Source organism: Cupriavidus sp. FW305-46 (assembly GCF_058787075.1).
On sequence record NZ_JBYSZI010000024.1, the window covers coordinates 15,360 to 27,989 of the forward strand.

The following is a 12,630-nucleotide window of genomic DNA, read 5'->3' on the forward strand; positions in this document are numbered from 1 at the left end:
CATGCAAGCCATCGAAATCCGCGAATACGGTGCCCCCGAAGTCCTCCAGCTGACCGAGCGTCCCGACCCGGTTGCGGGTGCGGGCGAGGTCCTGATCCGCGTGGCTGCCGCCGGTGTCAACCGTCCGGACGTATTCCAGCGCACCGGCAACTACCCGGTGCCGCCGGGTGCTTCGGACCTGCCCGGCCTGGAAGTGGCGGGCGTGGTGGTGGGCGGCGACCTGTCGCATGCCGACAACCGCTTCGGCCTGAAGGTGGGCGACCGCGTCTGCGCGCTGGTGCAGGGCGGCGGCTACGCACAGCTGTGCACGGCGCCGCTGGCGCAGGTCCTGCCCGCGCCGCAAGGCCTGAGCGATATCGAGGCCGCGGCGCTGCCCGAGACCTTCTTCACCGTCTGGAGCAATGTGTTCGACCGCGGCTGCCTGGGCCAGGGCCCGCGCGGCAAGGATGAGACCCTGCTGATCCAGGGCGGCTCCAGCGGCATCGGCACGACCGCGATCCAGATCGCCAAGGCGCTGGGCTACAAGGTGTTCGTCACCGCCGGCACCGATGAGAAATGCAAGGCCTGCGAAGACCTGGGCGCCGACCGCGCGATCAACTACAAGACGCAGGACTTCGTCGCCGAGGTGTCGGCGCTGACCGGCGGCAACGGTGTCGACGTGATCCTCGACATGGTTGCCGGCCCGTACCTGGCGCGCGAGCTGAAGTGCATCGCCGACGATGGCCGCATCGTCATCATTGCGCTGCTGGGCGGCGCCAAGGCCGAGATCCCGCTGGGCGATATCCTGCGCCGGCGCATCACCGTGACCGGCTCCACGCTGCGTCCGCGCCCGGCATCGTTCAAGGGCAAGATTGCCGCGGCACTGCACGAGCAGGTGTGGCCGCTGCTGGCCGCCGGCAAGATCAAGCCGGTGATCCACGAGGTGTTCCCGGCCGCGCAGGCGGCCGATGCGCATCGCCTGATGGAGTCAAGCGAGCATATCGGCAAGATCGTGCTGACCTGGTAAGGCACATCGACCGTTGCATGTGGCCAATGCTGCCGCCCGCCGCCATCGGGCGGCGGTAGCGCCGTGCCCCCGCCACAAGCTACAATAGCGGGTTTGATTTGGGAGGGGCACTTCGTGAGACAAAAGCTCGTCATCGGCAATTGGAAGATGCATGGCAGTCTGGCTGCAAACGCGGCGCTGCTGGAGGGCATCAAGGCTGGCGCGGCCAAGGCGACGCTGGCGGTCTGCGCGCCGTTCCCCTATCTTGCACAATGCCAGGCGTTGCTGAATGGCTCGCAAGTGGCCTGGGGTGCACAAGATGTGTCGGCAGAGGCGCGCGGCGCCTTCACCGGTGAAGTCGCGGCATCGATGGTGGGTGAGTTTGGCTGCACTTATGTGCTGGTCGGCCACTCGGAGCGCCGCATCTATCATGGCGAAACCGACCAGACCGTGGCGGCGAAGGCGCTGCGCGCGCTGGAATTCGGCATCGTCCCGGTAGTCTGCGTGGGTGAAACCCTGGCCCAGCGCGACGCGGGCGAAACCGAAGCGGTGGTCGGCAGGCAGCTGCAGGCCGTGCTGGACGCGCTGACGGTGGAGCAGCTGAGCCGCGTGGTGCTGGCCTATGAGCCGGTCTGGGCGATCGGCACTGGCAAGACCGCCACCAGCGAGCAGGCGCAGGCGGTGCACGCGTTCCTGCGTGGCCAGGTTGCCGCGCGCGACGCGGGTGTGGCCGAGCGCATGGCCATCCTGTACGGCGGCAGCGTCAAGCCGGACAATGCGGCCGAACTGTTTTCCATGACCGATATCGACGGGGGCCTGATTGGCGGCGCCTCGCTGAAGTCGGAAGATTTTCTCGCGATCGGCAACGCCTGAATGCCGGCCGTTCCGATCGACCGATCAGGCAAGTAACCAGCCAGTAAGGCTTATCTAAATCAAATGGCAATCTTCAAGACTTTGTTGGTGGTGCTGCAGGTGTTGTCGGCGCTGGGCGTGATTGGCCTGGTGCTGATCCAGCATGGCAAGGGCGCCGATGTCGGCGCGGCATTCGGTTCGGGCGCCTCGGGCAGCCTGTTCGGTGCCACCGGCTCGGCAAACTTCCTGTCGCGCACCACCGCCGTGCTGGCCACGCTGTTCTTCGTCTGCACGCTGGCGCTAACGCTGCTGGGCAACTACAAGCCGGCTGCATCGCTGGGCGTGATGGGCGCGGCGCCGGCTTCGGCGCCCGCAGTGGCAGGTGCTTCGGCTCCCGCTGCAGCCCCGGCAGCGGCCGCTGATGCATCGGCGCCGGCAGCTCCCGCTGTACCGAAATAATCCGTAAGCCTTGCGGCGGATTCCTGAGTTTTTTTGCAGTTGTGCGTTGAACAAAGCAAGAAATCTAGGTTAGAATGCAAGGCTTGAAACGATTCCCCAGCGATGGGTTCCGAGCAAAGACGTAAGCCTCTGCAGCGGACCTGAAGGGCCTGAAAACCCGGCGCCAGGCAATATTGTTTCTCCCCCAGCCGACGTGGTGAAATTGGTAGACACGCTATCTTGAGGGGGTAGTGGCGAAAGCTGTGCGAGTTCGAGTCTCGCCGTCGGCACCAAACAACTTGATCGGAGTCCCTGGCCGGGCAATGCACCCGAGCGTGGGGCTCCGGCAGTCCGCAAGGCGGCGCGCCATGAGGCTCATGGCTTAGCGCCTGGGGTGGGCAACAGGACGCCGCTTCAGCTGGTGCTGTTGACAACATTCCAGATAAGGCTGGCCGTACCTTGAATCTCGAAGCCTACTTCCCCGTTCTCATCTTCATCATCTTCGGTGTCGTGCTTGGCGTGGCGCTGATGTCGATCGGTCGGATCCTCGGTCCGAACAAGCCCGATCCCGCGAAGCTGTCGCCGTACGAGTGCGGCTTCGAAGCGTTCGAGGACGCGCGCATGAAGTTCGATGTGCGCTACTACCTCATCGCCATCCTGTTTATCCTGTTCGACCTCGAAACCGCCTTCCTGTTTCCGTGGGGTGTCGCCCTGCGCGATATCGGCTGGCCGGGTTTCATCGCCATGGGCGTGTTTCTGCTGGAATTCATCGTGGGCTTCGTCTACATCTGGAAAAAGGGCGCGCTCGATTGGGAGTGATGTGAAATGGCAATCGAAGGCGTTCTCAACGAAGGCTTTGTCACGACAACCGCTGACAAGCTGATCAACTGGACCCGCACCGGGTCGCTGTGGCCGATGACCTTCGGCCTGGCCTGCTGTGCCGTGGAAATGATGCATGCCGGCGCCGCGCGCTACGACATGGACCGCTTCGGCGTGATTTTCCGCCCGTCGCCGCGCCAGTCGGACGTGATGATCGTGGCCGGCACGCTGTGCAACAAGATGGCCCCCGCGCTGCGCAAGGTCTACGACCAGATGGCAGAACCGCGCTGGGTGATCTCGATGGGCTCGTGCGCCAATGGCGGCGGCTACTACCACTACTCGTACTCGGTGGTGCGTGGCTGCGACCGCATCGTGCCGGTGGATATCTACGTGCCGGGCTGCCCGCCGACGGCCGAGGCGCTGATCTACGGCGTGATCCAGCTGCAGAACAAGATCAAGCGCACCAACACCATCGCGCGCAAGGGCTGAAATGGCGAAGCTTGACATCCTGAAGGCCGCGCTCGAGAAAGCTCTCGGCAAGCGCGTGCAGAACCTGATCGAGGCGACCGGCGAACTGACGCTGATCGTCAAGGCCGACGACTACCTCGAAGTTGCCCGCATCCTGCGCGACGATCCGTCGCTGCGCTTCGAGCAGCTGATCGACCTGTGCGGCGTGGACTATTCCGAGTACGGCGACGGTGCCTGGGACGGCCTGCGCTTTGCCGCGGTTTCGCAGCTGCTGTCGATCACCCACAACTGGCGCCTGCGCGTGCGCGTGTTCGCCCCGGACGATGATTTCCCGGTGCTGCCGTCGCTGATCGACGTGTGGAACGGCGTCAACTGGTTCGAGCGTGAAGCCTTCGATTTCTACGGCATCGTGTTCGACGGCCATCCGGACCTGCGCCGCATCCTGACCGACTACGGTTTCGTCGGCCATCCGTTCCGCAAGGATTTCCCGGTTTCGGGCTTCGTCGAGATGCGCTACGACCCGGAGCAGAAGCGGGTCATCTACCAGCCGGTCACGATCGAGCCGCGCGAAATCACCCCGCGCGTGATCCGCGAGGACAACTACGGCGGCTTGCACTGATAACGCGCCATGGCAGACATCAAGAACTACACCCTGAACTTCGGCCCGCAACACCCGGCAGCGCACGGCGTGCTGCGCCTGGTGCTGGAGCTGGACGGCGAAGTCATCCAGCGCGCCGACCCCCATATCGGCCTGCTGCACCGTGCCACCGAGAAGCTGGCCGAGCAGAAGACCTGGATTCAGAGCGTGCCGTACATGGACCGACTCGACTATGTGTCGATGATGGTCAACGAGCACGCCTACGTGATGGCGATCGAGCGCCTGCTGGGCCTGGAAGTGCCGGTGCGCGCGCAGTACATCCGCGTGATGTTCGACGAGATCACCCGCCTGCTGAACCACCTGATGTGGATCGGCTCGCACGCGCTGGACGTGGGCGCGATGGCGGTGTTCCTGTACGCCTTCCGCGAGCGCGAGGACATGTTCGACATGTACGAGGCGGTGTCGGGCGCGCGCATGCACGCGGCCTACTACCGTCCGGGCGGCGTCTACCGCGACCTGCCTGACACGATGCCGCAATATCGTGCCTCCAAGGTACACAACGAGCGCGCGATCAAGGCCATGAACGAGGCGCGTTCGGGCTCGCTGCTGGACTTCATCGAGGACTTCACCAACCGGTTCCCGAAGTACGTCGACGAATACGAGACGCTGCTGACCGACAACCGGATCTGGAAGCAGCGCCTGGTGGATATCGGCGTGGTCAGCCCGGAACGTGCGCTGCAGATGGGCTTTACCGGCCCGATGCTGCGTGGCTCCGGCATCGAGTGGGACCTGCGCAAGAAGCAGCCGTACGAGGTGTACGACAAGCTGGACTTCGACGTGCCGGTGGGCGTGGGCGGCGACTGCTACGCGCGCTACCTGGTGCGCGTGGAAGAGATGCGCCAGTCCAACCGCATCATCAAGCAGTGCGTGGAATGGCTGCGCCGTAACCCGGGCCCGGTGATCACCGACAACCACAAGGTGGCGCCGCCCTCGCGCGTGGACATGAAGTCCAACATGGAAGAACTGATCCACCACTTCAAGCTGTTCACCGAAGGCATGCACGTGCCGGAAGGCGAAGCGTATGCAGCGGTGGAGCATCCGAAGGGCGAATTTGGCATCTACGCGATCTCGGACGGGGCCAACAAGCCGTACCGCCTGAAGATCCGTGCACCTGGTTTCCCCCACCTGGCCGCGCTCGACGAAATGGCCAAGGGACACATGATTGCTGACGCGGTAACGATCATCGGCACGCAAGACATCGTCTTCGGCGAGATCGACCGCTAATCACGGACCGCCGGCCCGGACGACGATCCGGGCGCTTTCCGCGGCGCTCCCCAAGGGGGAGCGGGCGGAAGACCCGCGGCGGACCGGTACGGCCTCAGGCCTGCCGGCGGAACGGGCAGCGACGGCTGCAAACCTGCGGAAGGGAACGCCCGGTGGCGCTGCCTGACGCCGTTTTACTGCAATGACCATGCTATCAGCAGAAGCTCTCAAGGAAATCGATCGCGCGATCGCGAAGTATCCGGCCGACCAGAAGCAGTCGGCCGTGATGGCGGCGCTTGCCGTGGCGCAGGGCGAGGTGGGCTGGGTTTCCCCCGAAGTCATGCAGTTCGTCGCCAACTACCTCGAGATGCCGCCCGTGTGGGTGGAAGAGGTGGCGACCTTCTACAACATGTATGACACCAAGCCGGTGGGCAAATTCAAGCTCGCCGTCTGCACCAACCTGCCGTGCGCCCTGTCGGGCGGCGAGCGGGCTGGCGAGTACCTGAAGCGCAAGCTCGGGATCGACTACAACGAGACCACCGCTGACGGCTGCTTCACCCTGAAAGAGGGCGAGTGCATGGGCGCTTGCGGCGACGCGCCGGTGATGATCGTCAACAACACCCGCATGTGCAGCTTCATGAGCGACGACAAGCTCGACGCGCTTGTCGACGAGCTCAAGAGCGAAGCCGCCAAGGGGGGCAAGTAATATGACCAGTCTGCACGACCGCCATATCCAGCCGCTGATCCTGGCCGGCCTGGACGGCAAGAATTGGCACCTGGAAGACTACGTCAAGCGTGGCGGCTACCAGCAACTGAAGCGCATCCTGACCGAGAAGATCCCGCCCGAGCAGGTGATCGCCGATGTCAAGACATCGGGCCTGCGTGGCCGCGGCGGTGCGGGTTTCCCGACCGGGCTGAAGTGGAGCTTCATGCCGCGCACCTTCCCGGGTCAGAAATACCTGGTCTGCAACACCGATGAAGGCGAGCCCGGCACGTTCAAGGACCGCGACATCATCCGCTACAACCCGCACTCGCTGATCGAAGGCATGGCCATCGGCGCGTATGCGATGGGCATCACCGTGGGCTACAACTACATCCACGGCGAAATCTGGAACGAGTACAAGATCTTCGAGGAAGCCCTCGAAGAGGCGCGCGCGGCCGGCTTCCTGGGTGACAACATCCTGGGCTCGGGCTTCGATTTCCAGCTGCATGCCCACCACGGCTACGGCGCCTATATCTGCGGCGAGGAAACCGCGCTGCTCGAATCGCTGGAAGGCAAGAAAGGCCAGCCGCGTTTCAAGCCGCCGTTCCCGGCCAGCTTTGGCCTGTACGGCAAGCCGACCACCATCAACAACACCGAGACCTTCGCCGCGGTGCCGTTCCTGCTGGCCGTCGGCCCCGAGAACTACCTGAAGCTGGGCAAGCCGAACAACGGCGGCACCAAGATCTTCTCGATCTCGGGCGACGTCGAGCGTCCCGGCAACTACGAGATCCCGCTGGGCACGCCGTTCGCCAAGCTGCTGGAGCTCGCCGGCGGCATGCGCGGCGGCAAGCGCATCAAGGCGGTGATCCCGGGCGGTTCGTCCGCGCCGGTGGTGCCGGGCGACCTGATGATGGCGTCCGACATGGACTATGACTCGATCGCCAAGGCTGGCTCGATGCTGGGCTCGGGCGCGGTGATCGTGATGGACGAGACGCGCTGCATGGTCCGCTCGCTGCTGCGCCTGTCGTACTTCTATTTTGAGGAATCGTGCGGCCAGTGCACGCCCTGCCGCGAAGGCACCGGCTGGCTCTACCGCATGGTCAATCGCATCGAACACGGAGAGGGGCGCCAGGAAGACCTGGACCTGCTCAATAACGTCGCGGAAAACATCATGGGCCGCACCATCTGCGCGCTCGGCGATGCCGCGGCGATGCCGGTCCGCGGCATGCTCAAGCACTACTGGAAAGAGTTCGAATATCACGTCGAACACAAGCAGTGCATGGTTCCGGCCTACATCTAAGCGTGGCAGAACATGGTTGAACTAGAGATCGACGGCAAGAAGGTTGAGGTTGCTGAAGGCAGCCTGGTGATGGAAGCAGCCCGCAAGCTGGGCACCTATATCCCGCACTTCTGCTACCACCGCAAACTGTCCATCGCGGCCAACTGCCGCATGTGCCTGGTCGAGGTCGAAAAGGCCCCGAAGGCGCTGCCTGCCTGCGCCACGCCGGTGACCCCCGGCATGAAGGTCTTCACCAATTCGGAGAAGGCGGTCAAGGCGCAGAAGTCCGTGATGGAATTCCTGCTGATCAACCACCCGCTCGACTGCCCGATCTGCGATCAGGGCGGCGAATGCCAGCTGCAGGATCTGGCCGTGGGCTACGGTGCCTCGGAGTCGCGCTACAAGGAAGAGAAGCGCGTGGTGTTCCACAAGAACGTGGGCCCGCTGATCTCCATGGAGGAGATGACCCGCTGCATCCACTGCACCCGCTGCGTGCGTTTCGGCCAGGAAGTGGCCGGCGTGATGGAGCTGGGCATGCTGGGCCGCGGCGAGCATTCCGAGATCACCACCTTCGTCGGCAAGACCGTCGATTCGGAACTGTCGGGCAACATGATCGACCTGTGCCCGGTCGGCGCGCTGACCAGCAAGCCGTTCCGCTACTCGGCCCGCACCTGGGAACTGGCCCGCCGCAAGTCGGTGTCGCCGCACGACGGCCTGGGCGCGAATCTGGTGGTGCAGACCAAGAACCAGCGCGTGATGCGCGTGCTGCCGCTGGAAAACGAAGACATCAACGAGTGCTGGATCTCCGACAAGGACCGCTTCTCGTATGAAGGCCTGAACAGCGCCGACCGCCTGACCCGCCCGCTGCTGAAGCAGGGCGGCGAATGGATGGAAACCGACTGGCAGACCGCACTCGAATACGTGGCCAACGGCCTGGCCGGCATCAAGCGCGAGCACGGCGCCGACCAGATCGCCGCGCTCGCCAGCCCGCACAGCACGCTCGAAGAATTGTTCCTGCTGGGCAAGCTGGTGCGCGGCCTGGGCAGCGACAACGTCGACTTCCGCCTGCGCCAGTCCGACTTCTCGGCCGCGCTCAAGGGCGCGCCGTGGCTCGGCATGCCGGTGGCCGACGTGACCACGCTGCAACGCGTGCTGGTGATCGGCTCGTCGCTGCGCAAGGATCATCCGCTGCTGGCCTCGCGCCTGCGCCAGGCTACCAAGAAGGGCGCCCGCGTGGCCGTGCTGGGCGCCGGCGGTGAAGACCTGCTGATGCCCGTGGCCGCCCGCATCGACGTGGCGCCGTCGGGCTGGACCGCGGCCCTCGCCGGCGTGGCCCGTGCCGTGGCTGCTGCCAAGGGCGTGGCCGCCCCGACCGGCACCGAAGGTTTCGACGGTGGCGATGTTGCCGCCAAGACGGCCGAAGCGCTGCTGTCGGGCGAGCGCCGCGCGGTGTTCCTCGGCAACGAGGCCGTGCGCCATCCGCAGTTCTCGGCGCTGCACGCGCTGGCACAGTGGATCGCCACTGAAACCGGTGCGACGCTGGGCTTCCTGACCGAAGCCGCCAACACCGTCGGCGGCTATGTCGCCGGCGCGCTGCCCAGGCAGGGTGGCGCCAATGCGCAGGCGATGCTGGACACGCCGCGCAAGGCCTACATCCTGCTGAACACCGAACCCGAGTTCGACGCCGCCGACCCGCGCAAGGCGCTGGCCGCGCTGGCCCAGGCCGGCACGGTGGTGGTGCTGTCGCCGTTCCGCTCGGAAGCGGCCATGCAGTACGCCGACGTGATCCTGCCGGTGACGCCGTTCACGGAAACCGCCGGCACCTTCGTCAACTGCGAAGGCAAGCCGCAGAGCTTCAACGGCGTGGTCCGCGCGCTGGGCGAATCGCGTCCGGGCTGGAAGGTGCTGCGCGTGCTGGGCAACCTGCTGGACGTGGCCGGCTTCGACTACGAAACCGCCGAGTCGGTGCGTGCCGAAGTGCTGTCGGCCCCGGTCGGCGCGCAGCTGGACAACGCCACCGACGCGCCGATCCGCGTTGCCGCCGCTGCCGCCAACGGCATCGAACGCATCGCCGATGTGCCGATCTACCACGCCGACCCGATCGTGCGCCGCGCCGAATCGCTGCAGCTGAGCGCTGCCGCGCGCCGCGCCATGCAGATCTCGCTGCCGGCCGACCTGTTCGCCAGCCTTGGCATCCAGTCCGGCGATCCGGTTCGGGTCACGCAAGGGCAGGGCAGCGTGGTGCTGCCGGCCGTGCTCGAAGCCACTCTCCCGGCCAACACCGTGCGCGTGCCGGCGGCAACGCCGGCGGCCATGAGCCTGGGCGCGATGTACGGCACGGTCACCGTAGAGAAGGCCATTGACCTGGCGCCGGCCACCGGCACCGTGGCCACGGCGTAAGAACAAGAGCGAGAACAAGACATGATTGACTGGATTACCTCGCAAGGACAGGGCCTGCTGGGTGCCTACTGGACACCGCTGTGGATCCTGATTCGCGCCGTGATCATCGTGGTGCCGCTGCTGCTGTGCGTGGCTTACCTGATCCTGTGGGAGCGCAAGCTGATCGGCTGGATGCACGTCCGTATCGGTCCGAACCGCGTGGGTCCGCTGGGCCTGCTGCAGCCGATCGCCGACGTGCTGAAGCTGCTGCTCAAGGAAGTCATGATGCCCACGCAGGTCAGCCGGGGCATGTACCTGATTGCCCCGCTGATGGTGCTGATGCCCGCCGTGGCGGTCTGGGCCGTGATTCCGTTCCAGGCTGAAGTGGTGCTGGCGGACGTCAACGCCGGCCTGCTGTACGTGATGGCGATCAGCTCGGTGGGCGTGTACGGCGTGATCCTGGCCGGCTGGGCCTCGAACTCCAAGTACGCCTTCATCGGCGCCATGCGCGCCGCGGCCCAGATGGTGTCGTATGAAATCGCCATGGGCTTTGCGCTGGTGACGGTGCTGATGGTTGCCGGCAGCCTGAACCTGTCGGCCATCGTCAACGGCCAGAACACCGGTTACTTTGCCGACATGGGCATCAACATCCTGTCGTGGAACTGGCTGCCGCTGCTGCCGATGTTCGGCGTCTACTTTATCTCGGGCGTGGCCGAAACTAACCGCCACCCGTTCGACGTGGTGGAAGGCGAGTCGGAAATCGTGGCCGGCCACATGATCGAATACTCGGGCATGGGCTTCGCGCTGTTCTTCCTGGCCGAGTACATCAACATGATCATCATCTCGACGATGACCGCGCTGATGTTCCTGGGCGGCTGGGCGCCCCCGGTCGATAGCGTGCTGACCAATGCGATCCCGGGCTTCTTCTGGCTGGTGATCAAGGTATTCCTGCTGCTGTCCGTCTTCATCTGGATCCGTGCCTCGTTCCCGCGCTACCGCTATGACCAGATCATGCGCCTGGGCTGGAAGGTGTTCATCCCGCTGACGGTGGCGTGGCTGATCATCGTGGCGATCTGGATCAAGTCGCCCTGGAACATCTGGCACTGAACGGCCAAACGACGGTGCGCGCCGTGGCGCGCACCGTGTGGAAATACTAGGAAGCATCATGCTGCTCGCCATCAAGGACTTCTTCAACAGCCTGCTCCTGAAGGAACTCTTCAAGGGCATGGCCCTGACCGGCCGCTATCTCTTCGCGCGCAAGATCACCGTCCAGTTCCCGGAAGAGAAAACGCCGATCTCGCCGCGCTTCCGTGGCCTGCACGCGCTGCGCCGCTACCCCAACGGGGAAGAGCGCTGCATCGCCTGCAAGCTGTGCGAGGCGGTGTGCCCGGCGCTGGCCATCACGATCGAGTCCGACGCGCGCGCCGACGGCACGCGCCGCACGACCCGCTATGACATCGACCTGACCAAGTGCATCTTCTGCGGTTTCTGCGAAGAGGCCTGCCCGGTCGACGCCATCGTGGAAACACAGATCCTGGAGTACCACGGCGAGAAGCGCGGCGACCTGTACTTCACCAAGGACATGCTGCTGGCAGTGGGCGACCGCTACGAGCCGCAGATCGCCGCAGCCAAGGCTGCCGACGCGAAGTACCGCTAAGCCGAAGCAGCGACAGAAGTAACGACCGGTTCGCGGCTGCCGCAAGCAGCAGACCTGGCAGCCGCCGCCACCGAATTTGAATGCGGCCCCTGCAATGCAAGGGGCCAATGCAAGGATGCCGCAGGAGCGGGCCACCCGAGGGGTGGCTTGTGCCGGACGGCCCAGAGAGGATCCGATAGGGACCATGGAACTCACGACCACCATCTTCTACGTCTTTGCGCTGGTGCTGGTGCTCTCCGCACTGAAAGTCATCACTGCGAAGAACCCGGTGCATTCCGCACTGTTCCTCGTGCTGTCGTTCTTCACGGCCGCGGCGATCTGGATGCTGCTCAAGGCGGAATTCCTCGCCATCCTGCTGGTGCTGGTCTATGTCGGCGCGGTGATGGTGCTGTTCCTGTTCGTGGTGATGATGATCGATATCGACATCGAGCACCTGCGGCGGGACTTCTGGACCTACGTGCCGATGGCCTCGGTGGTGGGCGCGCTGATCATCGCCGAAATGGCGATCGTGCTGGTGCGCAACTTTATCGGCACCACCACGCCGGTGGCCACCAACGGTTCGCAGGACCCGGGCTACTCGAACACCGCCGCGCTCGGCAAGCTGATCTACACCGACTATATCTACGCCTTCGAAGTGGCCGGCATCATCCTGCTGGTGGCAATCATCGCCGCCGTGGCGCTGACCCTGCGCCGCCGCAAGGACGTCAAGGCCCAGGACGTGTCGGCGCAGCTGCGCACCCGCCGCGACGAGCGCGTGCGCCTGGTGCCGATGCAGTCCGAAGGCCAGACCCAGCAGACGGAAGCCGCGGCTGCCGCCAATAAGAACTAAAGCCCGGAGAAATCGCTGTGCTCTCTCTCGCTCATTTCCTCGTGCTCGGTGCGATCCTGTTTGCGATCAGCATCGTCGGCATCTTCCTGAACCGCAAGAACGTGATCGTGCTGCTGATGGCGATCGAACTGATGCTGCTTGCGGTGAACATCAACTTCGTCGCCTTCTCGCATTACCTGGGCGACCTGGCTGGTCAGGTTTTCGTTTTCTTCATCCTCACGGTGGCCGCCGCCGAGTCGGCAATCGGTCTCGCCATCCTGGTTGTGCTGTTCCGCAACCTGGATACGATCAACGTGGACGACATGGATACCCTCAAGGGCTGATCCGTGGCGCACTACGCAGATACCCAAGACTCACCGA

General features: G+C 64.7%; 14 protein-coding genes and 1 tRNA gene. All 15 read left to right on the plus strand.

The window, feature by feature from the left end; genetic code table 11:
• Position 1: 1 nt before the first annotated feature.
• The 15 genes from AC3WON_RS13775 (at position 2) to nuoK (ending at position 12,593) form a co-directional block, all read left to right on the plus strand.
• Positions 2-1,006, plus strand: a complete 1,005-nt coding sequence (locus AC3WON_RS13775) for an NAD(P)H-quinone oxidoreductase (protein ID WP_492352033.1) — start codon at positions 2-4, stop codon at positions 1,004-1,006.
• Positions 1,007-1,120: 114 nt separating this feature from the next.
• The gene (tpiA, locus tag AC3WON_RS13780; RefSeq protein WP_492320918.1) at positions 1,121-1,858 is read left to right on the plus strand and encodes a triose-phosphate isomerase; all 738 of its coding nucleotides are present in this window, start codon (positions 1,121-1,123) and stop codon (positions 1,856-1,858) included.
• Between the two features lie 63 nt (positions 1,859-1,921).
• Positions 1,922-2,296: a preprotein translocase subunit SecG gene (secG, locus tag AC3WON_RS13785; protein ID WP_010809132.1), complete on the plus strand. Its 375-nt coding sequence runs from the start codon at positions 1,922-1,924 to the stop codon at positions 2,294-2,296.
• A gap of 187 nt (positions 2,297-2,483) precedes the next feature.
• Positions 2,484-2,568, plus strand: a tRNA-Leu gene (locus AC3WON_RS13790).
• A 166-nt stretch (positions 2,569-2,734) separates the two neighbouring features.
• A complete protein-coding gene (locus AC3WON_RS13795) occupies positions 2,735-3,094 on the plus strand; it encodes an NADH-quinone oxidoreductase subunit A (RefSeq protein ID WP_010809131.1) in 360 nt (119 codons plus the stop codon).
• 6 nt (positions 3,095-3,100) lie between these two features.
• Entirely contained in the window at positions 3,101-3,583 is a 483-nt protein-coding gene (locus AC3WON_RS13800) for a NuoB/complex I 20 kDa subunit family protein (RefSeq protein WP_008643342.1), read from the plus strand.
• A gap of 1 nt (position 3,584) precedes the next feature.
• The gene (locus tag AC3WON_RS13805) at positions 3,585-4,181 is read left to right on the plus strand and encodes an NADH-quinone oxidoreductase subunit C (RefSeq protein ID WP_010809130.1); all 597 of its coding nucleotides are present in this window, start codon (positions 3,585-3,587) and stop codon (positions 4,179-4,181) included.
• A 9-nt stretch (positions 4,182-4,190) separates the two neighbouring features.
• Positions 4,191-5,444: an NADH-quinone oxidoreductase subunit D gene (locus AC3WON_RS13810; RefSeq protein WP_492320917.1), complete on the plus strand. Its 1,254-nt coding sequence runs from the start codon at positions 4,191-4,193 to the stop codon at positions 5,442-5,444.
• 187 nt (positions 5,445-5,631) lie between these two features.
• Positions 5,632-6,129 (plus strand): NADH-quinone oxidoreductase subunit NuoE, encoded by a 498-nt coding sequence (gene nuoE, locus AC3WON_RS13815; RefSeq protein ID WP_029044768.1) that lies wholly within the window; start codon positions 5,632-5,634, stop codon positions 6,127-6,129.
• Between the two features lies 1 nt (position 6,130).
• Positions 6,131-7,426 carry an NADH-quinone oxidoreductase subunit NuoF gene (gene nuoF, locus AC3WON_RS13820; protein ID WP_340528743.1) on the plus strand — a complete coding sequence of 432 codons (1,296 nt, stop codon included), beginning with the start codon at positions 6,131-6,133 and terminating at the stop codon, positions 7,424-7,426.
• Between the two features lie 12 nt (positions 7,427-7,438).
• Positions 7,439-9,805, plus strand: a complete 2,367-nt coding sequence (gene nuoG / locus AC3WON_RS13825) for an NADH-quinone oxidoreductase subunit NuoG (RefSeq protein WP_492352034.1) — start codon at positions 7,439-7,441, stop codon at positions 9,803-9,805.
• 21 nt (positions 9,806-9,826) lie between these two features.
• Positions 9,827-10,891, plus strand: a complete 1,065-nt coding sequence (gene nuoH / locus AC3WON_RS13830) for an NADH-quinone oxidoreductase subunit NuoH (protein WP_340528739.1) — start codon at positions 9,827-9,829, stop codon at positions 10,889-10,891.
• A 58-nt stretch (positions 10,892-10,949) separates the two neighbouring features.
• Positions 10,950-11,441, plus strand: a complete 492-nt coding sequence (nuoI, locus tag AC3WON_RS13835; RefSeq protein WP_010809124.1) for an NADH-quinone oxidoreductase subunit NuoI — start codon at positions 10,950-10,952, stop codon at positions 11,439-11,441.
• 184 nt (positions 11,442-11,625) lie between these two features.
• Complete coding sequence (locus AC3WON_RS13840; protein ID WP_010809123.1) at positions 11,626-12,270, plus strand: NADH-quinone oxidoreductase subunit J; 645 nt, start codon at positions 11,626-11,628, stop codon at positions 12,268-12,270.
• A gap of 17 nt (positions 12,271-12,287) precedes the next feature.
• Positions 12,288-12,593: an NADH-quinone oxidoreductase subunit NuoK gene (gene nuoK / locus AC3WON_RS13845; RefSeq protein ID WP_010809122.1), complete on the plus strand. Its 306-nt coding sequence runs from the start codon at positions 12,288-12,290 to the stop codon at positions 12,591-12,593.
• Positions 12,594-12,630 lie beyond the last annotated feature (37 nt).